This is a genomic window from Lysinibacillus sp. GW821-FHT14F06, from assembly GCF_058803665.1.
On the sequence record NZ_JBXAPF010000003.1, the window covers coordinates 190,521 to 215,056 of the forward strand.

General features: G+C 37.4%; 28 protein-coding genes and 2 other annotated features (1 of these 30 only partly in view). Of the genes, 3 read left to right on the plus strand and 25 right to left on the minus strand.

Translation table 11 applies throughout. From position 1 onward, the window contains the following. Positions 1-36: 36 nt before the first annotated feature. Positions 37-915, minus strand: coding sequence for a phosphotransferase (locus tag AC1RNS_RS04630; protein ID WP_492991195.1), 879 nt, complete (start codon positions 913-915; stop codon positions 37-39). Next, positions 905-1,942, minus strand: coding sequence for a LysM peptidoglycan-binding domain-containing protein (locus AC1RNS_RS04635; RefSeq protein ID WP_492991121.1), 1,038 nt, complete (start codon positions 1,940-1,942; stop codon positions 905-907). The genes AC1RNS_RS04630 and AC1RNS_RS04635 overlap by 11 nt, the downstream gene beginning before the upstream one ends. A gap of 142 nt (positions 1,943-2,084) precedes the next feature. Between AC1RNS_RS04635 and AC1RNS_RS04640 the strand changes: the two genes are divergently transcribed. Next, positions 2,085-2,618 carry a transcription repressor NadR gene (locus AC1RNS_RS04640; protein ID WP_492991123.1) on the plus strand — a complete coding sequence of 178 codons (534 nt, stop codon included), beginning with the start codon at positions 2,085-2,087 and terminating at the stop codon, positions 2,616-2,618. A gap of 49 nt (positions 2,619-2,667) precedes the next feature. Here AC1RNS_RS04640 and AC1RNS_RS04645 read toward each other — a convergent pair whose 3' ends face one another. The 19 genes from AC1RNS_RS04645 to AC1RNS_RS04735 form a co-directional block, all read right to left on the minus strand. Further along, positions 2,668-3,450 carry a hypothetical protein gene (locus AC1RNS_RS04645; RefSeq protein ID WP_492991125.1) on the minus strand — a complete coding sequence of 261 codons (783 nt, stop codon included), beginning with the start codon at positions 3,448-3,450 and terminating at the stop codon, positions 2,668-2,670. 133 nt (positions 3,451-3,583) lie between these two features. Then, complete coding sequence (locus tag AC1RNS_RS04650) at positions 3,584-3,973, minus strand: thiol-disulfide oxidoreductase DCC family protein (protein ID WP_492991127.1); 390 nt, start codon at positions 3,971-3,973, stop codon at positions 3,584-3,586. 21 nt (positions 3,974-3,994) lie between these two features. Continuing rightward, entirely contained in the window at positions 3,995-4,873 is an 879-nt protein-coding gene (pheA, locus tag AC1RNS_RS04655) for a prephenate dehydratase (protein ID WP_492991129.1), read from the minus strand. A gap of 194 nt (positions 4,874-5,067) precedes the next feature. Then, positions 5,068-5,523, minus strand: a complete 456-nt coding sequence (locus tag AC1RNS_RS04660; protein WP_283868916.1) for an ACT domain-containing protein — start codon at positions 5,521-5,523, stop codon at positions 5,068-5,070. A 24-nt stretch (positions 5,524-5,547) separates the two neighbouring features. Beyond that, the gene (obgE, locus tag AC1RNS_RS04665) at positions 5,548-6,837 is read right to left on the minus strand and encodes a GTPase ObgE (protein WP_492991130.1); all 1,290 of its coding nucleotides are present in this window, start codon (positions 6,835-6,837) and stop codon (positions 5,548-5,550) included. A 5-nt stretch (positions 6,838-6,842) separates the two neighbouring features. Further along, complete coding sequence (locus AC1RNS_RS04670; protein ID WP_492991131.1) at positions 6,843-7,370, minus strand: Spo0B domain-containing protein; 528 nt, start codon at positions 7,368-7,370, stop codon at positions 6,843-6,845. Between the two features lie 538 nt (positions 7,371-7,908). Next, positions 7,909-8,208, minus strand: coding sequence for a 50S ribosomal protein L27 (rpmA, locus tag AC1RNS_RS04675; RefSeq protein ID WP_053484817.1), 300 nt, complete (start codon positions 8,206-8,208; stop codon positions 7,909-7,911). Beyond that, complete coding sequence (locus AC1RNS_RS04680) at positions 8,205-8,561, minus strand: ribosomal-processing cysteine protease Prp (protein WP_492446483.1); 357 nt, start codon at positions 8,559-8,561, stop codon at positions 8,205-8,207. Before AC1RNS_RS04680 ends, rpmA begins: the two co-directional genes overlap by 4 nt. Before the next feature lie 16 nt (positions 8,562-8,577). Continuing rightward, complete coding sequence (rplU, locus tag AC1RNS_RS04685) at positions 8,578-8,886, minus strand: 50S ribosomal protein L21 (protein WP_313373082.1); 309 nt, start codon at positions 8,884-8,886, stop codon at positions 8,578-8,580. A gap of 14 nt (positions 8,887-8,900) precedes the next feature. Continuing rightward, positions 8,901-8,975, minus strand: a sequence feature (ribosomal protein L21 leader region). Between the two features lie 45 nt (positions 8,976-9,020). Continuing rightward, positions 9,021-9,632, minus strand: coding sequence for a site-2 protease family protein (locus AC1RNS_RS04690; RefSeq protein ID WP_492991132.1), 612 nt, complete (start codon positions 9,630-9,632; stop codon positions 9,021-9,023). Next, positions 9,622-10,176: a peptidoglycan DD-metalloendopeptidase family protein gene (locus AC1RNS_RS04695; RefSeq protein ID WP_492991133.1), complete on the minus strand. Its 555-nt coding sequence runs from the start codon at positions 10,174-10,176 to the stop codon at positions 9,622-9,624. Before AC1RNS_RS04695 ends, AC1RNS_RS04690 begins: the two co-directional genes overlap by 11 nt. Before the next feature lie 210 nt (positions 10,177-10,386). Continuing rightward, the gene (minD, locus tag AC1RNS_RS04700; RefSeq protein WP_492991134.1) at positions 10,387-11,184 is read right to left on the minus strand and encodes a septum site-determining protein MinD; all 798 of its coding nucleotides are present in this window, start codon (positions 11,182-11,184) and stop codon (positions 10,387-10,389) included. A gap of 1 nt (position 11,185) precedes the next feature. After that, the gene (gene minC, locus AC1RNS_RS04705) at positions 11,186-11,854 is read right to left on the minus strand and encodes a septum site-determining protein MinC (RefSeq protein ID WP_492991136.1); all 669 of its coding nucleotides are present in this window, start codon (positions 11,852-11,854) and stop codon (positions 11,186-11,188) included. Between the two features lie 27 nt (positions 11,855-11,881). Continuing rightward, positions 11,882-12,406: a rod shape-determining protein MreD gene (gene mreD / locus AC1RNS_RS04710; RefSeq protein WP_492991137.1), complete on the minus strand. Its 525-nt coding sequence runs from the start codon at positions 12,404-12,406 to the stop codon at positions 11,882-11,884. After that, positions 12,406-13,320, minus strand: coding sequence for a rod shape-determining protein MreC (gene mreC, locus AC1RNS_RS04715; RefSeq protein WP_492991138.1), 915 nt, complete (start codon positions 13,318-13,320; stop codon positions 12,406-12,408). The genes mreD and mreC overlap by 1 nt, the downstream gene beginning before the upstream one ends. Before the next feature lie 13 nt (positions 13,321-13,333). Continuing rightward, positions 13,334-14,353, minus strand: a complete 1,020-nt coding sequence (locus AC1RNS_RS04720; protein WP_492991139.1) for a rod shape-determining protein — start codon at positions 14,351-14,353, stop codon at positions 13,334-13,336. A 535-nt stretch (positions 14,354-14,888) separates the two neighbouring features. Continuing rightward, positions 14,889-15,560 carry a RadC family protein gene (gene radC / locus AC1RNS_RS04725; protein ID WP_492991197.1) on the minus strand — a complete coding sequence of 224 codons (672 nt, stop codon included), beginning with the start codon at positions 15,558-15,560 and terminating at the stop codon, positions 14,889-14,891. 34 nt (positions 15,561-15,594) lie between these two features. Then, positions 15,595-16,188 carry a Maf family protein gene (locus AC1RNS_RS04730; RefSeq protein ID WP_492991140.1) on the minus strand — a complete coding sequence of 198 codons (594 nt, stop codon included), beginning with the start codon at positions 16,186-16,188 and terminating at the stop codon, positions 15,595-15,597. 88 nt (positions 16,189-16,276) lie between these two features. Beyond that, complete coding sequence (locus tag AC1RNS_RS04735; RefSeq protein ID WP_492991142.1) at positions 16,277-16,921, minus strand: hypothetical protein; 645 nt, start codon at positions 16,919-16,921, stop codon at positions 16,277-16,279. A gap of 249 nt (positions 16,922-17,170) precedes the next feature. Here AC1RNS_RS04735 and AC1RNS_RS04740 point away from each other — a divergent pair, with 249 nt between their 5' ends. Continuing rightward, on the plus strand, positions 17,171-17,590 hold the full coding sequence (locus tag AC1RNS_RS04740) for an SRPBCC family protein (protein ID WP_492991144.1): 420 nt from the start codon (positions 17,171-17,173) through the stop codon (positions 17,588-17,590). 137 nt (positions 17,591-17,727) lie between these two features. Then, a complete protein-coding gene (locus AC1RNS_RS04745) occupies positions 17,728-17,976 on the plus strand; it encodes a hypothetical protein (protein ID WP_492991146.1) in 249 nt (82 codons plus the stop codon). Positions 17,977-18,179: 203 nt separating this feature from the next. Here the strand turns inward: AC1RNS_RS04745 and AC1RNS_RS04750 are convergent, their stop codons facing one another. From AC1RNS_RS04750 to AC1RNS_RS04765, 4 genes are all read right to left on the minus strand, one after another. Further along, positions 18,180-19,433: a bifunctional folylpolyglutamate synthase/dihydrofolate synthase gene (locus AC1RNS_RS04750; RefSeq protein ID WP_492991147.1), complete on the minus strand. Its 1,254-nt coding sequence runs from the start codon at positions 19,431-19,433 to the stop codon at positions 18,180-18,182. Further along, positions 19,430-20,722 carry a bifunctional folylpolyglutamate synthase/dihydrofolate synthase gene (locus AC1RNS_RS04755; RefSeq protein ID WP_492991148.1) on the minus strand — a complete coding sequence of 431 codons (1,293 nt, stop codon included), beginning with the start codon at positions 20,720-20,722 and terminating at the stop codon, positions 19,430-19,432. The genes AC1RNS_RS04750 and AC1RNS_RS04755 overlap by 4 nt, the downstream gene beginning before the upstream one ends. 177 nt (positions 20,723-20,899) lie before the next feature. Then, complete coding sequence (locus tag AC1RNS_RS04760) at positions 20,900-21,298, minus strand: hypothetical protein (protein WP_492991149.1); 399 nt, start codon at positions 21,296-21,298, stop codon at positions 20,900-20,902. 237 nt (positions 21,299-21,535) lie between these two features. Then, on the minus strand, positions 21,536-24,181 hold the full coding sequence (locus AC1RNS_RS04765; protein WP_492991150.1) for a valine--tRNA ligase: 2,646 nt from the start codon (positions 24,179-24,181) through the stop codon (positions 21,536-21,538). A gap of 120 nt (positions 24,182-24,301) precedes the next feature. After that, positions 24,302-24,536: a binding site (T-box leader), on the minus strand (it continues 31 nt past the right edge of the window).

The window sequence follows — 24,536 nt, forward strand, 5'->3', positions numbered from 1 at the left end:
AGTTGCACCCACACAAAAATGACCGCCAATAGACGGTCATTTTTTCATCATTCTATCAATATCGTACCACAATTTGGGCCAGTATGTGAGCGCACGTTTAGTAAACGGTACTAAATAATCTAAAAATACTAGTTGCTGATCTAATGGTAAATCTACTGCGAAAAGCCATTCACGTAATAGTTCATTTGGATATTTTAAACGATGTAGTTTTCTTTTATCTAATCGCTTCAGCTCTGGTAGCTCTTTAAAAATTTTAGTGAGGTCATAATCTACTGCTGGCAATATCCGATGTAACCATAAAATATATTCATCATCCGCTTCTCCAAGATGTGCCAAATCAAAATCAATTAACTTTAAGTCGCCATTAGAGCACCTTAAAAAATTATGATGTACAACATCTCCATGTAAAAGTGTAATATCTTTTTCAGGTACATCCTCCATAGAGATTAACTGTAAGGATTTATCACTATAGTGTAAAATCTGATCTATTTCTTCTTTTGTTAAAAAAGCGCGAAATTCACTGCGTCTGCTCTTAAAACGTAGATAACGCATTTGCCATTTTAAAAGCTGTGAGTAGGTGTATAATCCCGGTACTTTTTGCCAGGCTATTTTTTTATGGGTATCATGTAAAGCTATTAATAGCTTAAGAGATTCTAACCTATCCCTTTTATGGGTAAAATTAGCACTATTGCTACCCTCTTGCCATATCTGCACAATTAAATTTTCGTCATCACTTTTCACTATAGGCAAAACCAATGAAGGCTCAAGCCGTCCAAGCTGTCGATGGATTGCCTTTACCTTTTCTACTATTTCTAATTGCTTTGCACGTTTGACAAAATAGGTTTTTGAACGATATTTATATTTCCAAATATTAGGCTTCAGTTCCTCAATAATATATGCTTTTTCACCATCGATAAGGCGTCATCCCGCCTGGGTATAAGTGCGGTGACACCCATGGTCCACATGTCGGACATGGCGGTGGGCAAGCCGATGGACATGGTGGCGGTGGTGGGCATGGCGGCGGGCAGTGACATGGATCCATTTGCCAATTCGGCATCATTGGTTGAGTATTGCAACCACAAGACTGCCCCATGTTCATCTCTGTCATAGGCTGGAATTGAGGCTGCGTATATGCTTCAGGTTTTTGGAAGAACGGTGATGTGCTTGACTCTAAGAAATTCTCCATTCCAGCTACATGACTACCCTTCATTTCACAAGATGTTGGTTGCTGTGGCATTGTATAGGCTTCTACTTGTGGCTCCATTTGCATTGGCATTTGCATCGGCATTTGCATTGGCATTTGCATTGGCCACCACATATGATGGTGAACTGGCTGATGGCAGCTAGAACAATGTGGTACTGCTGGCATTGGCGGTGGCATGATATAAATCGGCTGTGGCATTGGTTGTGGCGGTGCTGGGTGTACGACAGGTGGTGGTGGTTGAATTTGCACTGGTGGTGGAGCAACGGTTTGTGTTTGCTCTATCTGCGGCATAACTACTTGCTGGTGCCAGCTTAGCTCTACAGGCTGCGGTACAAACATCGGTTGTTGCGGCATCGGCATTGGCATTGGATAAGGTATTGGTATCATCTGTGGTTCTGGCATCGGTGGTGGTGGCACAACAACAGGTGGTGGCATTGGTCTTTGTACCTCTTTTTTAACACTTTCTTTAACTGGCTTTGTAGGTGATTCTTTGTGCATTTGTGTTTCCTTATGTCCTTCTTTATGTGTGCCCCTGTTTGTTTCTCTATGTCCCTCTCTGTTCCCATCTCGATGCGGTTCTTTGTTTATTTTTTCAGGCAAAATAATTTCCATGCCTGGAACAATGTAATCTGGATTAGCAAGATGGGCATTCAGTCTCTTTAAATCTTCAAACGAAACGCCGTATTCTTTGGCAATCTTCCACAACGTATCTCCCTTTTGAACAATATGAATACGCAATGTTTTCCTCCCTTCCTCTCTACGTATCATATGTTCAATGTTTCATTTGGATACAAAAAATTCACGCATGTTAGAAATGCTTCATGGTACACTAGGCTTTAAGGAAAACTGCTTCCTTTATTACAGACAGAGGTGATCTCTTATGAAAAAAATGTTAGGCGAGGAACGCAGACTGTATCTTCTGGCACAATTAAAAAATAGTACAACACCAATAACAGGCACAGACTTAGCTAAATTCGCCAATGTATCTAGACAAGTCATTGTCAATGATATGACATTATTAAAGGCTAGAAATGAGCCTATTATTGCAACTAGTCAAGGCTATCTCTATATGCACCAAGAGCATTTACAGCATACTGTAGAGCGGACAATCCCCTGTTTCCATACATCAAAGGATGCTGAGGATGAGCTAATGACAATAGTTGACTGTGGTGGCACAGTAAAAAACGTTATCGTTGAACATCCAATTTATGGTGAAATCACTGCGTCTCTCATGGTATCAAATCGGCATGAGGTTAAACAATTTATTGAACGTATTAATGAAACACAGGCAAGCTATTTATCAGAGCTCACTGGAGGTACACATTTACATGTCATTTCTGCACCTTCAACTGAAATATTAAATTTGATTGAGCGTACATTAGAAAAAAAAGGCTATTTAATTGCAGATCAATAGTATGTTCTTAGCTGCTAGCATTTTCTACAAAAAGACTAGCAGCTGCTTTTTACCTGTTATATTTTTTATTACATTTTGGTGTGGTAATTTCAAGTGTGTCTCCTTCAGATATCCAATTAAATAAATAATCCGTTAGTTGATCATTTTTCTGGATATTAGCATTTCGATTGATGGTCATTACATATCCTTTATGGCCCATCTCTTCGATAACTGGGAATCTTTGCTGAAGAGAAGGTGCTTCATTCAGCATTGTTAAACGCACTGAAACATAGTTATCTGTTCCATCTATGGGTGCTATTTTACCCTCTATAGGTACAATATAAATTAACACAATTAAATCACTTTCCTGTACTTTTTTTACAACACGAAATGATTTAAAAAACCAAGTTTGCATACCTATCTTTACTTTTTTGTAATCATTTTTTTCTAATCGTGTGGCTATTTCTGCTAATCGATAAAATATTAATTGAAAAGCTATAATTTCTTCAAGTGTTACACTTTCCTCTAATGCTTCGCGAATAGAAATTATTAAATATTTACCTAAATTTTTATAATGGTCTGGTAAAAGGCCTAAGCTTTGGTACTGATGTACGATTGGTTTTATGGATGGGATAAATTGTTTTAAAGATTCTTGCATCACTGCTCCAAAAACCATATCGATTAATGATATTGTGAATTCTTCTATTTTGTTGACATCATCTTGAAACATATGTAGGAAATCTGGTTCATTGTTCTGTAATTTTTCCACAAAAAGTAATTTTATTTTTTCTTTATTCAATTGTATTGCTGGTGCAATTTTTTTAATCTCCTTTTGAATATCCACCAAAAACATACTTTTGCCTCCTTTTTTACCAAATAAATACTATTAATACTAGTGTAACATGTTTAAGGTGTAAATCGGCTCCGTAATTTTAGTCATTTTTTGACAAAAAAACTATCCAATATAAACTTGGATAGCTTCATCGTTAGAGAAATCTTTTCTGCTGGGAAGATGTAGGTAAAAGGCATATTTTTTTTTGACCAAAAAGACGATATCTATTTTTCGCCACTAGTCGGTACACTATATTTCGTAAAAATGGCGGTACAAGGATGAAAAGATAGCAGATTGGCCATAAACCATCTAATTTCCGACTGATTCTAAGAGCTGCAGTTGATTCAACATATGCCTCTCCATGTTCAATTAATATGACACTGTCAACATTCTCTGAGACATTATATTTAGCTAGGAGTGCTTGTCCCACATCACTTTGGATGGACGCAAATTGAAAATATGCTGCCTGATCATACCTAATAATAAATTGTACACTGCTATCACAAAAATTACAGATTCCATCAAACAAAATAATGCCGCCCATACTAAACCTCCTAGCCTGTTTTTAAGATTCGTCTGACGTCAAATACGTAAAGTAAGTACCGAGTGACTTTACCTTGCAGCCAAGTGCAGCTAATTCTTCCATTGCCCCACGCATCATAGGTTCTTTTTCATCCGCTAAGACATCAATCATAAAGAAATAATCACCTAAGCCCGTTTTTAATGGACGGGATTCAATTTTACTTAAATTTAACTGCCTCCATGCAAATACAGATAGCACTTGATGTAATGCCCCTGAACGGTCAGTAGGTAAGGTAATCATAAAAGTTGTTTTTGCCTGTCCATCTGATAATTCCTGTGGTAGCCGTATATTTTGCTTGGATAATACAAAGAAGCGTGTATGATTAAAATGGAAATCATGAATATTTGGTTGAACGATTTCCAAATCATATTTTTCTGCAGCTGCAGCATTACCAACAGCTGCAATGCATTCGTTTGGATTTTCGGATACATATTTTGCTGCTGCGGCAGTTGAAGTTGTTTGCTGTAATGGTACATGGCTGAAGCGATAGAATAAGTATTTATGACATTGCGCTAAAGCGTGTGGATGTGAATAAACCCCTTCAATCGATTCCCAACGATCCTTTTGGGCTTTATTGACCATTAAATGCTGTTGGATTTTTAGCTGTAGCTCTCCTGTAACATATAAGATTGCCTCGTGGAATAAATAATCGAGTGTCAGTGTTACAGAGCCCTCTAGAGCATTCTCCATAGGAACAACGGCTAAATCTACCTTCCCCTCAGCTACCGCCTCAATGCATTCTGGAATTGTTGCACATGGAACGAGCCACTCAGTTGGAAAGATTGCTTTTGTGGCTAAGTATGTAAATGATGCTTCTGGTCCTAAATATGCGATTCTTTTTTCCCAATGCTGCTCTGTCATTGCAATTTCCTCCCTCACTACAAATTGTAGTTTTTAAAATATTTTATATGTTTTTGACAACTATACTAACATCCTATTCGTTTTTGAAATGATAAGAATAAGGAGCTGTCCCATCAGATACCATTTCTAATGAGACTGCTCCTCTTAAAGCCTTATTTGCCGTCCTATATCTTAGCAGCAATTCAAAACAGGTACTACAATGCCCCTGAACTAATAACTTCCGCTGATTCTACAAAATCTAAACGTTTTAGTTGCTGTATTAATTCGTCAAGTTCACAGGTCATACTCGTTACATCTAATGACAAAGTAACATTAGCACGCCCTTGAATAGGTATGGTTTGATGAATAGTTAGCACATTGCAATGTGTATTTGTCACTGTTTCTAAAAGCTTTGCAAGTGTTCCTTTACGGTCTTGAAGCTGTAAAAAGACTGTTAAAATGCGTTCCTGTACAATTGAGTGGAAAGGAAATACAGCATCACGATATTTGTAAAACGCACTTCGCGATAAATCCACCTGCTTTACCGCATCCCAAATGGATGAAACTGAGCCACTTGAAAGTAAGTGCTTCGCCTCCAAAGTTTTTTGCATAGCATCCGTTAAAACATCTTCACGAACTAAATAATATCGCTGATTCGCAACATTCTTCATACGCTTCCCCCTAAAACTCTTGTCTTAATCGACAAATTCAAATTCAAACTCTTGCAGACGAACTGTATCGCCATCTTGCGCTCCACGTTCACGTAAAGCTTCATCTACGCCCATTGCACGCAATTGACGAGCAAAACGACGAATTCCATCTTCACGGCTAAAGTCAGTCATTTTGAATAGGCGTTCAATTGCGTAACCACTGATAATAAATGTACCATCATCATCACGAGTGATTTCAAAATCTTCACCTTTTGCCTCATGTTTATACATGACTGTTGCCTCTGATTGCTCCTCTAAATCATCATATAGAGGGAATTCAGGTGTTACCTCTAGTAAATCTGCAATGGCAAATAATAATTCTTTTAAACCTTGACGCGAAATCGCAGAAATCGGGAAGATTTGAATATCTTCTCCTACTTTTTGGCGGAATTCCGCTAAGTTATTTTCTGCTTCTGGCATATCCATTTTATTGGCTACAATAATTTGAGGACGCTCTGTTAAACGAAGATTATATTGTTTTAGTTCCTCATTAATTGTTAAATAATCCTCATATGGATCGCGACCTTCCATCCCTGACATATCTATCACATGAACAATAACACGTGTACGCTCGATATGACGTAAAAATTGATGACCTAAGCCCACCCCTTCATGTGCTCCTTCAATAAGACCAGGTAAATCTGCCATCGCAAAGCTACGATGATCCTCTGTCTCAATCATGCCTAAATTCGGAACGATTGTGGTAAAATGATAAGCACCAATTTTTGGCTTAGCAGCAGAAACAACTGATAGAAGCGTAGATTTACCAACACTTGGGAATCCCACTAGTCCCACATCTGCTAAAACTTTTAACTCTAATATAACATTTAATTCTTGTCCTGGCTCACCTTTTTCAGAAAGTTCTGGAGCTGGATTTGCTGGTGTTGCAAAGCGAGAATTACCACGTCCACCTCGACCTGCTTTCGCAATAATCGCCTGTTGACCATGCTCGACTAAATCGGCAATAACAGCGCCCGTTTCTTCGTTCATTACAACTGTGCCTGGTGGTACTTTAACGATTAAATCGTCTGCACGTTTACCATGCATTCCTTTACTCATACCATGCTCACCACGGTCAGCCTTGAAGTGGCGTTTATAACGGAAATCCATTAACGTTCGCAGGCCCTCTTCAACTTGAAACACAACATTCCCACCATGACCGCCATCACCACCAGCAGGACCACCATTTGGAACATATTTTTCTCGGCGAAAGGCAACCATTCCGTCCCCTCCGTCGCCACCTTTTACATAAATCTTTACGTGATCGACAAACATTTAGTTCACTCCCTACTTGCACTCAATACATATTGCCAGCTCGTTGTTGTCTGCTCAATTGTTTGAATGTCTAATTGTTTCAAACCTTTTTCGGTGAATGCATCAGCACTCCATAGCCCATTTAGCGTGAATGTCACGGCAAATGTATGATCGTCAACACGTACATCAAGCGCTAAGCTTTGTTCTGTAAATGGATCTAATGTATCATAAACATGCATAACTGTTTTGTTTAAGGTATCTACAACTTCCCTATCAATATTATTGGTAACAGGCTTGTTTATTTCACCGCTAAGCTCTAATGACAAGGAAGGATAGCGCCAGCCTGCCGTTTGTAGCCACTCAATTGTTTGTGGTAATTGTAGACGATTAAGAATAGAAAATTTTCGTAATTGCTCCGAATAATTTTGAATAAGTTTTTTTGATTCGTCAATTCTACCTAAATCTAAGTTCATGCGAATCAGTTGAAGTTGATTCACATAATCATGATTTGCAAAACGTAATACTTCACTAATGGTTAGTGATTGATTGTTCATCCCATTCACTCCAATAAAGTTATCCTTACTAGTATAACAAGTTTTACTGTATTTTTCCCTTAATTCTTCATCGAATTTTATGAAGCATAACCGATCAAAGAAAACAGTAAACCTTTTTATGATTTACTGCTTTTAAGTGCTATTTCGGATTGTTTTTAGTTTATCTATTATGAAGCTTTATTTTATACAAAGTCTTCAATGTGCTCAGCATACTCTGCTACCGCCATTGTTTTCCCAATCAATTATGCCTCGACATAATTGCGTCCAGAATCTGCCTTGTGCTTACACAAAAGATTGTTCCATTATATGTACGTTAGCATCCTCAAATTTTGCATATTCAAACAAATTCCATCTCTCCGTATCTCATCTTACTCCCCTATCTATTACTCTATAATGATCTATTTTTTCGTTTATGGGGTTGTTTTTCGTTATATCAACTCTATTTGGTGAAGAGTCTTTGTATGTATCAAATTATGTGAATGGCACAATATATTGAAACAGTAAAAAAAGGACTGCTTTAATAGCAGCCCTTTAATAATTAAGCTTCTTGTGATGCTGGGTATACAGATACTTGTTTGCGATCGCGACCTAAGCGTTCGAATTTAACAACGCCGTCAACTTTAGCAAATAGTGTATCGTCACCACCGCGACCTACGTTTGTACCTGGGTAAATTTTTGTACCGCGTTGACGGTAAAGAATTGAACCACCAGTTACGAATTGGCCATCAGCACGTTTAGCACCAAGACGTTTAGACTCAGAGTCACGTCCGTTTTTAGTAGAACCTACCCCTTTTTTCGATGCGAAAAGTTGAAGGTCTAATGCTAATAATAATTTCATCGAGTTCCACCTCCTACTTGGTTGTAGTTGATTTGGATGTATTGTCCATAATTTTGCACCATAGAATACACTTGGGCAGTCATAACTTGGACAATTAATTGTAGTTTTGCATCTACTTCAGGCTCTAAATCTGATGGTAAAGCTACCTTAAGATAGCCTCCACCTTCAGCAGCTTGTTCGACCTCTGGCTGGATTTGTAATAGCGCGTAAATAGCATTTACTGTGCCAATGGCAATGGTAGATGCCCCTGCACATACTAAATCCTTACCAGATTCATCGTATTCAGCATGTCCTGAATATTCAAATGCTGACACATGTCTATTTTCATCGTGATGAATCGTAACTTGTATCATTCGCTACACCTCACAATTAAGCGTTGATTGTTTCAACAACTAATTTTGTGTAAGGTTGACGGTGACCTTGTTTACGACGGTAGTTCTTTTTAGCTTTCATTTTGAAAACAACGATTTTCTTCGCACGGCCTTCTTTCACAGCTTTAGCTGTTACAGTAGCACCTTCTACGAATGGAGCGCCAACTTTAACGTTTTCGCCACCAACGAATAATACTTTATCAAAAGTTACAACCTCGTCAGCTTCTACACCTAATTTTTCAACATAGATTTCTTGACCAGCTTCTACTTTGATTTGTTTACCACCAGTTTCAATAATTGCGTACATTTTACTGCACCTCCTCTTAGACTCAGACTCGCCTGTTTACAAAGGTGATCAAAGATACTTAAACCTTTCCAGAGCGGTTGTAGTAGCACAGGTGCTACAAACAATAACATTAAAATATTACCACACGCTTTTTTTTAAGTCAATCTATTCATCACATATTTCTCAAATGCTAGGCGATATTTTCGATAGTTCCATTCTTTTATTGCTTGAAGCCAAATAAATAAACAAAGAATAGCTAAAAAAATAGAATGTGGTAGATTGGTTAACGTTAAAATAAATGTGATAGACGTTATTATGAGAGAAAGCCAATAGTAATATTCAAACGCACGAACACTTGGATAAAATAAAAACAAACACGCCATAAATATTCGACCACCGTCCAACGGAATAATCGGTAATAAATTAATAGCTAAAAGGACAAGTTGAACATTGATAAGCTTATTGGCAAGAATTTCTGGCATAAAAAAAGCGAGGCCAATCCCTATAATTGTAGCGATTGGTCCCCCTAGGGCAATCCATAGGAGTGACGATGCTGGCACAACCGCTGGATTTTCAAATTCAATTTCCCCTCCATAAGGTGTAATGACACATGATTTGACCTTAACGCCGCAAAGCATTGCGGCTAATAGATGTCCAGCTTCATGCCAAAGTAAGGAAGTTAAAATAATAGCATAATAAGCAATTTGGCCACTAAAAATCATTAACAATACGAGAGGGATACATAGTAGGTGTAATTTAATTTTCATCTGCTGTCGTTGATTCCAGCCACTGTACAATCTGCTCTAAATTATAGTGTGTTTTATCCTTTTCAATTGATAGATAGAGTTGTCCAGCCTCTTTCATCCCAATTAAATCATTTGCCTGCACCGTTGTATATGGTAGCTGTGCTAAACTATCCAGCATACCATAGGAAACTGTTGTGCCATCATCATAAGTAATCGTCATCGTTTTACCTGTGTATTTTGTATGACCTGTAAAAACAACTAGACCATTCTGTCCAGCATAGATGGGTAATCCTATATCATACTGCAATAAAAAGCCTTCCTTAAAAACTTGAGCATTTGCAAACGCTAAAAGTTCAGTTTGCCCAACATCACTTGATACTAAAATTGTTTCATCCTCTTTGTTTAACAAACTTTGCCCTAGCTCGCTTAAATAAGTTAAATCCTCTGATGTTGTCACAAGCTTTCGCACAGGTGTATCCAACACCCCCTGATCTTCTAGACGAATCACTAGCATAATTCCTGCCACAAGTAAGATTGTGACCATCCATTTCCATTTTTTAAACAAGCCCTCATCCTTTTTTCACACTATATGAGATTGCATGTCCATTCATGCAAAAAATTTCAACAATCCAAATATCCTGATTGTGATGTTTCTATCCTCCGTTTCGATGTTTCTATCCGTCACTTTGGCTCTCCTTTCCATCACTTTGTTGCTTCTATCCATCAAGCCAACAAAAAAGCCTTCTCGCACAAATGCACGAAAAGACTCAAGTGATTATCTCGAAAATAACGCTTTCAGCTTTGAAAATACACCCCTATTTTCATCTTCAATCGCCATAAGTGGAACGGATTCACCAAGTATACGACGGGCAATATTACGATAGCCCAGGGAAGCCTTATTTGCAGGATCCATCACAATTGGCTCACCTTTATTCGATGATGAAATAACATCTTCATTATCTACAATTATACCTAATAAGTCGATAGACAAATGTGTAGTTATCTCATTTACATCCAGTGTATCCCCATTTTTCATCATATGCTGACGAATACGATTGATAATGAGCTTAGGTGCTGTTATTTCTTCCTGCTCAAGCAAGCCAATAATACGATCCGCATCACGTACAGCAGAGATTTCAGGTGTTGTTACTACAATGGCATGCTCTGCACCTGCAACAGCATTACGGTAACCTTGCTCAATACCAGCAGGACAGTCTATTAATACATAATCATAATCTCTTTTTAACTCTTCTATTAAGCTCTTCATTTGCTCAGGATTAACAGCATTTTTATCTGTCGTTTGAGCAGCAGGTAATAAAAATAGTTTCTCATCTACCCGTTTATCTTTTATTAATGCTTGATGAATTTTACAACGTCCTTCAACAACATCAACTAAATCATAAATAATTCGATTCTCAAGACCTAATATTACATCCAAATTACGTAGACCAATATCAGTATCTACTAAACATATTTTTTTACCCTGTAGAGCCAATGCAGTTCCAAGGTTAGCCGCTGTCGTTGTTTTTCCGACACCGCCTTTACCTGAAGTTATGACGATCGCTTCTCCCACACTAGCTTCCTCCCTTAGACACATTTAACAATGGTCGAATATTTTTTAACACATGAATTTGATCGTACGTAATACGCCCATCATAGCCGATAAATGCACATGTCATCTCTGCCTGATTAATTGCTTTTACATGTTCGTCTGACATCACCTGAACCTGATCAGCAATCATGATATGTGTTGCCTCGAAACGGGATGCTGCAATAATTGCTTCCTTATTACCATAAAGACCAGCATGTACAATACCTTTAAGTCTTCCTAGAACATACACATTACCACCAGCTTCAACACGTCCATTTGGATTGACATTTCCAACAACGATAATATCACCTGCCGAACGCACAATTTGTCCCGATCTGACCACGCCTATATATGTATCTTGTTGACTTTCAATCATTTTCTGGTTGCTTTCATGGATAGTCAGTACTTCACTTTGCACTTTTGAAACGATAAGTTGCTCTGTTTCCTGTACAATTTTAATCAGCTCATTTATTTGATCTTCTGAACAGTATCGATAGCCTAAATATAATTGGACATCCACTTTGCCATCGATACCGCTTTCTGAAACCTTGTTCTTTAATTCTTCTATTAAATCGACATATGCACATTGATCATCTAAACGAAGAACAAAACCATCCTTTGTCCCCTTCATATTCACTAACTGTTTTTTCATGAATGCCTCACCTCACGTTGCTCTTTGTTAAGAAACTTCACGCGCTCTCTGTAAGACACGCGCATTAATTAAATATTTGAAAGCCCAACCAAGCATCATTAAAAATAAAGCATTTGCAATTATTGTTGGAAGTAGTCGTGAACGTAAGAAATCCGATAATGGAATTGCTGTAAAGTCGATAAGAAAGAAAAATTGATAGAGTATAAATTCTAAAATGGCTACTAAAATAACTGAGATTGAAGTCGTCACAACTAAGTGCTGATGAATCACTTTCACGATAGACCCTGCTAAAAAACAAATAAGCGGATATAACACTGAATATAATCCAATAATATCAATGTAAAACACATCATACAAGACACCAAAAAAAAGTCCATACATTACCGCACGCTGACGGCTGTAATAGATGGATATAAAAATTAAATATAAGATTAAAAATCTTGGAACTAAATAGTAGATATGCCCCTTCACTTCAATTGGTGAAAGCATCGCAAACTCTGGTTCTAGTAAAAATAGTAAAACTGCCACAGAGGGGATGAGAAATCGAACCATTATTTTTCCTCCTCTTCATTCGCCTCTGGTGGATTTGATAGATCCTCATTGGTTGCATTGCCATCTGACCCATCAATAACTGTCGATGTACGTTTCGCAATCACAACATGGTCTAAAATTGAAAAATCTGCAGATGGTTTTACATAGACCATTTTTGTTAAGCCAAAATCATCTGTACTTACTTCTGTAATTTCTCCAATCGGCACTCCTTTAGGGAAAATACCGCCAAGACCTGAAGAAACCACTTGCTGGCCTTCTTTAACTGTTAAGCTAGAATCGATTCGCTTCATAATGAGTTCATTACGTTCTTTATCAAAGCCCTCGATTAAACCGTATGCTTCTTTATCTCCTAATACCATCGCAGAAACACGATAGTTTGGATTATTTGTATATAAAAGCTCTACCTCAGATGTGAAAGGTGTCACTAAAATAATTTTACCAACTAAACCTTTCGCTGTCATAACTGCCATATTTTTTTCCACACCATGTGAAGATCCCTTGTTTAAAATAATTTTTTCTTCCCACTGGTCTGGATTTCTAGCAATAACTGTTGCATGAATCGGATTAAAATCTTTTAAGCTCTCTGATTTATCAATAAGCTCCTGTAGCTTTTTATTATCTAATTTTAAATCCGCTGCTTCAGCTTGTACAACCGCAAAATCTTCTAAGCGTGCTTTTAAACGTTTATTTTCTTCGTACGTGTTTAAGAGGGAGTCAATTTTATTAAATATACCTGTAATATAGTTCGCCGGCTTCGCAACAATAGATTGTGCGACGCCGACAGTATCTTTAATAATTTGCTCTGGTAGAGTTGCGTTAGTCCGATCACGTAATGAGAAGCTAATCAATGCCACAAGAAAAACCATGCCCACGAGCAGCAATATTAATTTCTTATTGAAAAAAAAATGTGGCATTGCCTAAACCTCCTTACCCTTTCACTTGTTGTTGACGAATTAAATCAATATGGTCTAGCGCCTTACCTGTACCAATAGCTACACAGTCAAGCGGATCTTCCGCAATAAAAACTGGCATATTTGTTTCTTGGCTAATCACTTTATCTAAATTCGTTAATAGCGCACCACCGCCTGTTAGCACAATACCGCGTTCCATTACGTCTGCGGATAATTCAGGAGGTGTTTGCTCTAACGTTTTTCGAACACCATCAATAATTGATGATACCGCTTCACGTAAAGACTCAGAAATTTCCTTAGATGAAATTTCAATTGTTTTTGGTAAACCTGTGAGTAAATCTCGTCCTCGAATATCCATTTTTTCTTCTGGACCTTCTGCTAACGCTGTACCAATTTCCATTTTTACAGCTTCTGCAGTACGTTCACCAATTGTTAGGTTATAGGATTTACGAATATACGAAATAATAGATTGATCCATCGCATCCCCACCAACACGTACAGATTCACTTGTGACAATACCACCTAATGAAATAACCGCAACTTCTGTTGTACCGCCACCGATATCAACAACCATTGACCCTGTAGGATCCCATACTGGTAAATTCGAACCGATAGCTGCTGCAAACGGCTCTTCAATTGTAAATGCTTCCTTAGCTCCTGCTTGACGAGCAGCATCAATAACAGCACGCTGCTCAACGGATGTGATACCATAAGGCACACAAATCATTACATTCGGCTTCTTCCAATTGCCACCAGAATTTTTAGAGGCTTCTTTTAAATAATATTCAATCATTGCTGTAGTTATATCAAAATCAGCAATAACGCCGTCTTTCATTGGACGGATTGCTACGATTGAGCCAGGTGTACGACCAATCATATTTTTCGCATCATTACCAACGGCAACGATGTCTCCTGTTTTTGTATTTTTTGCTACGACTGAAGGCTCTCGTAAAACGATGCCCTTTCCTTTAATAAACACTAATGTATTCGCTGTGCCGAGGTCAATCCCGACATCTTTGCTTCCTAGTCCAAACAAATTGTGTACTCCCTTTCTATTTAAGCCATACTTTCGTTGACATCAATTATACCTCTGTCCGTAATTGCATTCAGAGGCTTTACCTTTATCCAGTTGGTGTTTAACACGCACTGAAAAAATGACATATCATTCTACTCACCAACTACTGAGGTGAGAAACGTCTACTGCATAAAGATAAAATCATACCTTTCATTATAACGGAAAAACGCAAGAATTTGTAGTGCCACATGCCTCTTCTTGCGGAAAAGATACTATTTTAATTCCCTCCTAAACTTAAAATAGTACGTATAGATTAGAATATAATTTTTATGGTTATAAGACAACGTGTATCAGGCTACCAATTTTTGTGAATATAATAGATATTTCTACGAATACAATAACGTTTAATCTAAAAAAAGGTTCGCTTTCTTTTACAATATATCGCAAAAAAATACAAAATATTTATTTTCAATACAAATGGCTCACCATTCAAAGCTACAAAGTCGATTATGTATATTAGTCACCACATTAAAAACTCTGCAAAATATATGCAGAGTTAAAAATAACCTTTTTCTTTTAAACTAATAAACTGATGATCACCTATGATGACATGGTCAATTAATTCAATGCCCATGATATAACCAGCTTCTACTAATCTTTTGGTCACTTCAATATCCTCTGTACTAGGTGTTGGTATGCCACTCGGATGATTATGTGCACAAATTATAGAGGCTGCTGATCTTTTAACTGCCTCGCGAAAAATTTCTCTTGGATGGACGATGGACGCATTTAGGCTACCGATAAAAATCGTTTGCTTATGAATAATTTGATTCTTTACATTTAAGAAAAGAGCAACGAAATGTTCTTGACTTAACGAGGTCATATCGGGCATTAAATAGGCAGCAGCATCTTCCGGAGATCGGATCGTATACTTTTCTTCACTTTGTTTTTGTGCAAGACGTCTACCGAGCTCAATGGCTGCTAATAATTGAATGGCTTTCACTTCGCCTATTCCTTTAATAGCAACCATTTCTTCAATAGTCGCATGCTTTAAATGGTGCAAACGCTCAAAAACACTTAATACACGATTTGCTAGAACAAGAACAGACTCCTCTTTAGTGCCTGTCCGAAGTAAAATAGCAAGTAGCTCCTGATTTGATAAACTCATCGCACCTTGCCGCAATAATCTCTCACGTGGACGATCTTCAATATTCACGTCTCGTATCATCATACTAAGTAAAACATCATTCGGCAATCAAGTCTCACTCCTTCGCAAATTGGATTATATTGAGTGCCACCATTTGCGTAAATAACGCTGCAAGTGGTAAGCCGACAACATTGTTATAATCCCCTTCAATTCTCTTCACTAAAAGGGTTCCAGCCGTTTGAATGCCATAACCGCCTGCTTTATCAAATGGATCTCCCGAATCTACATATACTTCGATTAGCTCCTGTGATAATTGATGAAAGACAACGGTGGTTTCTTCAATAAACACGGTTTCATTACCATTAGGTTCGATTATAGCAACAGCTGTCATGACCGCATGATGTTTGCCTGATAAGCGAATTAAATGAGAAATTGCTTCCTCGCGATTTTTTGGTTTATGCAGTAGCTCATTATCATAAACAACAATCGTATCTGCACCAATAATAGTTGCACTTGGTGCCTTTATTGCGACATCACGTGTTTTCAATAGAGCTACACCTTTCACATAATCTTGCATTGTTGTTGCCTGAACACTTGTCTCTTCTACCTCACTCGTAACAACATCAAAAGGAAGTGATAACATAGTTAGTAATTCTTTTCGTCTAGGTGAAGCAGAAGCAAGCACAAGGTTATGATTTGTTTTAAACATGATTTAACCATTCCTCCTTACTAGCTATCATAACGGAGAAATTGGTATTTGAAAATTTTCTAATAATCAAGATAATGCTGATTTCATGCTAAAATTTTACTTGAAGACAAGCATTTTTCGATTTGTAATGGGCAAAAACTTGCAGGCGAATAATGCTAACATCATTTGAAATAGAAGAGGCTGCAGCTCCAATCGATTGCCAATCAGCAGGAAGAGTAGAATCCTTTGAATTTTCCTTAAAATTTAATTTTGTTGCTTTTTTATCGGCTAACACGGATGGGAGCTCTGCAATTGTTGCCTCCTTACAGCTATCACTGTTTACATTAAATGCTTTTTTAAAAGTAGCGGGATCTTCTAAAAAGGTAAGCTGGCTTTCATCTGTTACCATGCTCGTCCAAACATAAAATTTCCCATCCACCTCAACAATGGCACTTTCTTTTAATGAAGGGTGCTCGGAGACAAAGGAGCTGGCACTTTCATAATTTGAATAAACCCCTGCTTGACTCGCAAAAAACATGGATGACTTTGTGGCACCTCCCGCTGTCGGAATAGTTTCAGAGTCTGCATCCTTATTATTGCTGTTTGCTACCTCGTTACTATCATTTTTTAAAGATAATTGAGTACTCGCCTGAAGAATACCTAGAAAAATCGCTACACCAAAAAGTCCAACTATTCCTCCAATAATCATTGCTCGAAATATTTGTTTTTTTATCACATGACTGACAATTTTCATTCATCCATCACCTCTTCCTTCAACATCTCAGACTGCTATCGACGACAATTTGATATAAGTATATGTAAAAAAGCAGCTGTAAATGCTAATTTGCTATATTTTGATTTAGTAGTTTTACAGAAGATATACCTAAAAAAACAACTATTTTCGTCTTCAAAAACAATCTATTCTGCTATATAGACAAGGAAATTATGAAGGGGAAATCGAATAACTTTATAGACAAAATAAAACGATTGGAGTGAAACCAAGATGGCAAACGATAGAATTATTGGGCAAACAAAAGCAGCTGGCTTTCAAATAGGTGTAAGAAGATCATTTTCAATCTCTCAAGAGGATGCTTGGAATCTCCTCACTTCACCAGATGGATTAACCCTTTGGCTGGGGGAAAGCACTGGCATTACTCTAAAACCTGGTCAAACATACAAGACAAATTTGGGGTCAGGAGAAATTAGGATTGTTAAACCGTTACAGCAGCTTCGTCTGACATGGCAAAAGGAGGGATGGGAGCGGCCATCAACAGTTCAAATTCGCGTTCTATCAAAAGCAGACAATAAAACAACAATTAGCTTTCATCAAGAGAAACTATCAGATCAGTATGTTAGAGAAGAAATGAAAAAATACTGGGAAACTATCCTGGAAATAATAGGTGGGCAATTAACTAATAAATAATAGAGCTAAGAAGATTTGCTTTGAACTTTATACTAACAGTGATTAAACCTTTAAAGACGCGTGAAATTGATTTTTAGAAACGTTGATTTTACGTGTTTTTTTTAGAACTGTGTCTAGAGATATAGAAGGGAGATTTTATGAAGTTAAAAATTAGGCGTTGGCTTTCTATCATCTTATGTTTGAGTATATTGAATGGATGCAGTAATGGGGATTCTACTGAGGGAACTTACATTTCTTTTGCCAGACAAGAAAACTTATCAGAAGAGTCACGAGAATTATTAGTAGTAAGATTAAAAGAAAATAATATCGACTATATAATAGATACTGAGGGTTCCGTGTATGTAAGTGAAAAAGACATTGATAAAGCTGTTTCTTGTTGTTCATAATATTTTAGAATCAGTTATTTCTTCATTTTCAAAGCCATAAAGCGAAATTGTTTTATATCCTTAATGAACTGAGTCCTATTCCCCTTCGTTTGGACCACCTGTAACATGGAGTATTTGACATATGCAACAATGCTATCGAGCGCTTCAAGAAAAAAACAATGCGCATCAGTACCCATAAAAATGAGTACTGATACCACTAAATGTTATCTATTTTTCAATCCACTCCGTACTTCTGTTAATAAATATAACGAACCTGTTACAATAGTTCTCAACTTTCTTTCAGACTGCTGTTGTAAAAATGAAGCATAGTCTACTAAAACTTCCTTATAGGGTGCACCAGATAGCTCCAGCATGTTTTGAGCACTCATTGCACGAGAATTATTAAAATCAACAAAATTAAATTGATCGCTTACCTGCTCAAATAACCGCAATATTTCCTGAACATCTTTATCTGCTAGTATTCCAATTACAAATGCAACTTGCTCACCAGGAAACTCATATTTTATCGTTTCAATTAATTTTTCAACACTTGCCGGATTATGAGCACCATCTAAAATTACATACGGTAAAATTTCTTCAAAGCGTCCTAAAATAGCTGCCTCTTTCACTCCCTTTTGAAGAGCATTTTTATTGACATTTATATCAAGATCAGCTGCAACTTCAAAAAAGGCCGTTATCGCCAAAGCCATATTATGTGCCTGATGTGCTCCCTTCATCGACCGTGATAGCTTGGAAATACGGAAGCCCAACTTACCATAATCATATATCTCTCCATCCTTCTCTTGCTCTACATAAAATTGCTGATTAAGTTCAAGTACAGATGACTGTTTTTCCCGAGCTTCCTTATGGATGATTTCCTTTGCCTCTTGTGGTAAATCACCGATTATGACTGGTTTATATGGCTTTATTATGCCAGCTTTATGATGAGTGATACTTTCAATGGTATTGCCTAAAAATTTTGTATGCTCTATAGCAATACTTGGAATAATCGATACTATCGGTATCACTACATTTGTACTATCAAGTAAGCCTCCCATACCTGCTTCAATAAGGGCGATATCGACATTACTAGCAGCAAAATGTAAAAATGCTGCAACCGTTAATAGCTCAAAATCCGTTAATTTTCCACTAAGATCAGCTACCTGCATTTGTTGGAATACTCGATCCATCTCCGCTTCAGTAATTGCTTGACCCTCCACTTGAATTTGGTCATGTACATCAACAATGCAGGGAGACATAAATTTACCTACACGCAAGCCATGCGCTTTCGCTATCGACTCAAGAAATGTAAGCGTCGAGCCTTTACCATTCGTCCCTGCTAAATGGACAATCTGCAATCCGTTTTCTGGATTACCAACTTGTATTAATGCTTCTCCAATTGTAGCAAGACCAGGTTTAATAATATCATCGCTCTTAACGTTCCATTTCTCCTTATAACGATTCAGATTAGGAATCATCGTTCTCCCTCCTGAAGCCATTGTCGTACTTCGGCTATAAAATAAAGTGAACCTGTAATAATTACAATGTCCTTCTCATCTCTTTGATGTAGTACTTTTCGCACTATTTCCTTCCAATCTCTTCGAAAAGTCTTCTCCCTATTTGAAGAGAGCTCAGCTAGCTTTCCAGCAGGCATGGCATTGGGTAAATCTATTTGCGTAAAGGATATTGATGCAGCAATTTGATCCATCAGAGCAATACTGTTCGCATGATCTTTATCTGATAAAGCGGCATATATAAAGTGATAGTTTTGATTTGGATAAACCTCTTTAAGAGTTTGAATAAGTGCAGCTGTGCCTTCAGAATTATGAGCACCGTCTAATACAATATTGCCCACCAATTGTTCAAAACGACCTGCCCACTGAGCATTTGCCAATGCATAACGTATTGACTCGTTAGAAATGTTAAGTACTTGCTTTTCTCTTAATGTGAAGATAGCTGTAATCGCCAGGCTCGCATTATCGACTTGATGAGATCCTGCCATCTTTAATGGGACATCTGTCATCTCATTATTTGCCTTTTTATAATGAAAATGCTGCAAATTAGTACCTTGTGTTATGTTTGCAACACTAAAATCCTTGCCTATCACTAAACATAGTGCATGACGTTCTTCTGCAATTTGCTGAATAACAGTAAGTGCCTCATCATTTTTAACGCCCACTATAACCGGTACACCATCTTTAATGATACCTGCCTTTTCAAATGCTACTTTCGCTAAAGTATCGCCTAGAAACGCAGTATGCTCTAGTGATATGGTAGTTATAATTGAAAGCTCAGGTGTAATGACATTTGTAGCATCTAAACGTCCTCCAAGTCCTGTTTCAATAAGGGCGATATCTACAGCTTGATCCGCAAAATATTGGAACATTATTAAAGTAACAACTTCAAAAAAGCTTGGGAACTCACCTTTATAATGTAAATGAATCTGCTCAGCTACTTTATTCATATAAAGTAAAAAATCCTCATCCGCAATTGGAGTGCCGTTAATCGTCATGCGTTCATTCACTTGCTCTAAATGTGGTGAAGTAAAGGCACCCACTTTATAGCCAGCATGTTGTAAAATTTCTCTTAACGCATTCACAGTGGAACCCTTCCCATTCGAACCTGCCAAATGAATAGCGCGAAATTTGTCCTGTGGATTATCAAAAAGTGTAAGCACCTCTCTCATCAGGACAAGCGGAGCACGTTTATAATCAACTGCCTTTAATGTAAAAATAAAATCTGTACACTCTTTCATTGTTTTAAACAAAAGTAACACTCCCTCTTACTACAATATCTCTATTTTAGTACAAGTGAACCTATTGCGCATACATTTCGCAAAAAACGCTAATTCCATCTAACCAATCTTTTATGAACGTTAAAAACACACAGAAAAGCACTTTAATTAAGTGAAGTTCTGTGTGTTTTTAAGCAATTTCATTTCGTGTTATTGAAGCTGGTGTACACCAAGTAGTGCTCCCATATTATCTAATATAATTTTAGCATCCGTATTCAACAATGGCAGAACATCATCTCTTTGCACTAAATCAAAGGAGCTTTTTAAAGTTCTTTTTAGCATAGAAATATCAAAATTCGAGCAATACTCGTTAATTCTTTTAATAGTTAATAAGTCATTTCGTGTTAATTTATTTGTTGATTCCTCTTTCTTACTGTCTGCTAGGATATGCTTAATAAGTACACGGCCATTTGAATTCAATAAACGATAATGTTTTGCCTCTGATAATTTCAGAAGGTTGGTCTCAATCAATACTCTTGCACTAACAAAATCTAAATCATCACAAGCCTTGTTGACTTTTGAAATAATTGTAGTAATATTTCCTGTCATACTTTACCTCCATTATTATCACCATAAAAATACCATTCCAAATAGAACAAATGGTACGACATATTTTCACATTATTTGTTAATAGTTTTTTATACCTATAATACAACACAGACTTTTTCACCTATTATACTAATTATTTTAAATATTACTACATATTTTTCCCTAATACAATACATATCTTTTGTTGCATAAAAAGAAAAACAGTGGATGACTTTATTGCCATCCACTGTTCCGATTTTACATATTTTTCAACTCTTCCAAACGTTTTAATACAACTGCATGTTTACTCTCATAATCAGCTAATTTTTCACGTTCTGCATTCACTAACGCTTCAGGTGCTTTTGACACGAACTTCTCATTCGATAATTTTCCAGATACAAGCTTCACTTCTTTTGCCCATTTGTCTAATTCTTTTTCAAGACGAGCAATCTCTTCTTCTAGGTTAATAAGCCCAACAAGAGGTAAGAATAGCTCAGCACCAGTTACTACAGCTGTCATAGATTGACCTGGAGCCTCTAAATCTTCACCAATCGTTAATGACTCTGGATTACAGAATTTTTCTAAATACGCTTTATTTGCATCAAGGACAGCTACAGTTGCTGCATCTTTTGCTGAGATAAATAAAGGAACTTTTTTGCTCATTGGTGTATTAACTTCCGCACGAATATTACGTACTGAACGTATAATATCCATTAGGAGCTTCATGTTATCTGCTTCTTCAGCAAATTGAAGGTCCGTTCGAATAGTTGGCCACGCTGCCACCGTAATAGATTCACCTTCATGTGGTAGATGTTGCCAGATTTCTTCTGTAATGAATGGCATGAATGGATGTAATAGACGCATTGTTTGATCTAATACGTAAGCTAAAATAGAGCGAGTCGTTTTCTTAGCTGTTTCATCATCACCGTATAAAGGTAATTTAGCCATTTCAATATACCATGAACAGAAATCATCCCAAATGAAATTATAAAGCTCTCGACCCACTTCACCAAATTCGTAACGTTCTGCAAGGGATGTTACACGCTCAATTGTTTCATTTAAACGAGTTAAAATCCATTTATCGGCAACTGACTTTTCACCAGATAAGTCGATTTCTTCATATGTCATACCATCCATATTCATAAGCGCAAAACGAGAGGCATTCCAAATTTTATTCGCAAAGTTCCAAACTGCTTCAACTTTTTCTGTTGTATAACGTAAATCCTGTCCAGGAGATGATCCAGTTGCTAAGAAGTAACGTAAGGAATCAGCACCATACTTCTCAATAACGTCCATTGGATCAACACCATTGCCAAGTGATTTACTCATTTTACGTCCTTCACCATCACGTACTAAACCATGAATTAATACATCTTTGAATGGGCGCTGACCTGTAAACTCAAGACCTTGGAAGATCATACGAGATACCCAGAAGAAAATAATATCATAGCCTGTTACTAATGTACTTGTTGGGTAGTAACGTTTATATTCTTCATTTGCCTCGTCTGGCCAGCCCATTGTAGAAAATGGCCAAAGTGCTGAAGAAAACCATGTATCTAAAACATCTTCATCTTGTGTCCAATTTTCTGCATCTGCTGGTGCTTCTTTTCCTACGTAAATTTCGCCTGTTTCATTGTGGTACCAAGCTGGGATTTGATGACCCCACCATAATTGGCGAGAGATACACCAATCACGAATATTTTCCATCCAGCGAGAGTATGTGTTTTCAAAACGAGCTGGTACAAAGTTTACTTTACCTTCTTCGTCTTTTTGAATCTCAAGTGAAGCATCAGCAAGTGGCTGCATCTTAACGAACCATTGTGCTGAGAGGTATGGCTCTACAACAGCACCAGAACGTTCAGAATGTCCCACTGAATGCATATGCTCTTCAATACGAATTAATACACCTGCTTCTTGTAAATCAGTGACAATTTGCTTACGACATTCAAAACGATCCATACCGTTATATTTGCCAGCAAGCTCATTCATTGTGCCATCTTCATTCATTACAAGAATGCGCTCTAAATTGTGACGATTTCCAACCTCAAAGTCGTTCGGATCATGGGCTGGTGTCATTTTTACAACCCCAGTACCAAATTCCATATCTACGTAATCATCGGCTACAATCGGGATTTCACGACCAACGATTGGTAAAATAACGGTTTTACCGATTAGATGCTTATAACGCTCATCATTTGGATGAACGGCTACTCCTGAGTCACCAAGCATCGTTTCAGGACGTGTTGTGGCAACCTCTACATGCCCTGAGCCATCTGCTAGTGGATATTTCATATGATAGAACGCACCTTGAACATCTTGATAGATAACTTCAATATCTGATAAAGCAGTTTTCGCTGCAGGGTCCCAGTTAATAATACGTTCACCACGATAGATTAAGCCCTTTTCATATAAATCAACAAAAACCGTTTTAACAGCATCAGAAAGACCTTTATCAAGAGTGAAGCGCTCACGCGTGTAGTCTAATCCAAGACCAAGCTTTGCCCATTGATCGCGAATATGATTAGCATATTCTTCTTTCCACTCCCATGTTTTTTCGAGGAATTTTTCACGTCCTAAATCATAACGTGTAATATTATCCTCTCGTAGTTTTGCTTCGACTTTGGCTTGTGTTGCGATTCCCGCATGGTCCATACCAGGTAACCAAAGCGCATCGTATCCTTGCATACGCTTCATACGCGTTAAAATATCTTGTAATGTCGTATCCCAAGCATGACCTAGATGTAATTTACCTGTTACGTTCGGTGGTGGAATAACGATCGAATAGGGTTTTTTCCCACTTTCTGGTTGCGCCTCGAAGAACTTCCCTTGTAACCACCATTCATAGCGACCAGCTTCAATGGACTGTGGGTCATATTTAGTTGGCATTGAAATGTTTTCTGTCATTTTGACTCCTCCTGTTGTGTGTGATTTTGGCAAAAATCGAAAAGCTTCAATCATTCCATGACTTATGTTCCAAAGACATCCATCAGAAGTTTGATTGAAAATAAAAAAACTCCTAACGTCAAAAAGGACGAAGGAGTTTTAGTTCGCGGTACCACCTTTAATTCCAGCAGTGGTAAAGTAAGTGTTATGAATAGAAATAGCACTACTTAAGCCTTTTTACTACTGGCTCTTAATTCGGTAACGGTGTTTAACCGGCTTTAACTACTATTAGTTCACTAAAGCTGCTCAAGGGCTACGTTCAATTAGGCACAAATAGAAACTTTTCAGCTACCGTTTCCTCTCTAAAAATGTACGA

Coding starts and splice junctions, on each gene's coding strand:
- AC1RNS_RS04650 (WP_492991127.1), bottom strand. CDS start 3,973: ATGGGCGGCATTATTTTGTTTGATGGAATCTGTAATTTTTGTGATAGC.
- mreD (WP_492991137.1), bottom strand. CDS start 12,406: ATGGTTCGATTTCTCATCCCCTCTGTGGCAGTTTTACTATTTTTACTA.
- AC1RNS_RS04760 (WP_492991149.1), bottom strand. CDS start 21,298: ATGACAGGAAATATTACTACAATTATTTCAAAAGTCAACAAGGCTTGT.
- rpmA (WP_053484817.1), bottom strand. CDS start 8,208: ATGAAATTATTATTAGCATTAGACCTTCAACTTTTCGCATCGAAAAAA.
- minC (WP_492991136.1), bottom strand. CDS start 11,854: ATGAAAAAACAGTTAGTGAATATGAAGGGGACAAAGGATGGTTTTGTT.
- mreC (WP_492991138.1), bottom strand. CDS start 13,320: ATGCCACATTTTTTTTTCAATAAGAAATTAATATTGCTGCTCGTGGGC.
- radC (WP_492991197.1), bottom strand. CDS start 15,560: ATGATACGAGACGTGAATATTGAAGATCGTCCACGTGAGAGATTATTG.
- AC1RNS_RS04745 (WP_492991146.1), top strand. CDS start 17,728: ATGAAGTTAAAAATTAGGCGTTGGCTTTCTATCATCTTATGTTTGAGT.
- AC1RNS_RS04730 (WP_492991140.1), bottom strand. CDS start 16,188: ATGTTTAAAACAAATCATAACCTTGTGCTTGCTTCTGCTTCACCTAGA.
- AC1RNS_RS04660 (WP_283868916.1), bottom strand. CDS start 5,523: ATGAAGAATGTTGCGAATCAGCGATATTATTTAGTTCGTGAAGATGTT.
- AC1RNS_RS04680 (WP_492446483.1), bottom strand. CDS start 8,561: ATGATACAAGTTACGATTCATCACGATGAAAATAGACATGTGTCAGCA.
- pheA (WP_492991129.1), bottom strand. CDS start 4,873: ATGACAGAGCAGCATTGGGAAAAAAGAATCGCATATTTAGGACCAGAA.
- obgE (WP_492991130.1), bottom strand. CDS start 6,837: ATGTTTGTCGATCACGTAAAGATTTATGTAAAAGGTGGCGACGGAGGG.
- AC1RNS_RS04765 (WP_492991150.1), bottom strand. CDS start 24,181: ATGACAGAAAACATTTCAATGCCAACTAAATATGACCCACAGTCCATT.
- AC1RNS_RS04690 (WP_492991132.1), bottom strand. CDS start 9,632: ATGAAAATTAAATTACACCTACTATGTATCCCTCTCGTATTGTTAATG.
- AC1RNS_RS04640 (WP_492991123.1), top strand. CDS start 2,085: ATGAAAAAAATGTTAGGCGAGGAACGCAGACTGTATCTTCTGGCACAA.
- AC1RNS_RS04740 (WP_492991144.1), top strand. CDS start 17,171: ATGGCAAACGATAGAATTATTGGGCAAACAAAAGCAGCTGGCTTTCAA.
- AC1RNS_RS04645 (WP_492991125.1), bottom strand. CDS start 3,450: ATGTTTTTGGTGGATATTCAAAAGGAGATTAAAAAAATTGCACCAGCA.
- AC1RNS_RS04670 (WP_492991131.1), bottom strand. CDS start 7,370: ATGAACAATCAATCACTAACCATTAGTGAAGTATTACGTTTTGCAAAT.
- AC1RNS_RS04735 (WP_492991142.1), bottom strand. CDS start 16,921: ATGAAAATTGTCAGTCATGTGATAAAAAAACAAATATTTCGAGCAATG.
- rplU (WP_313373082.1), bottom strand. CDS start 8,886: ATGTACGCAATTATTGAAACTGGTGGTAAACAAATCAAAGTAGAAGCT.
- AC1RNS_RS04750 (WP_492991147.1), bottom strand. CDS start 19,433: ATGATTCCTAATCTGAATCGTTATAAGGAGAAATGGAACGTTAAGAGC.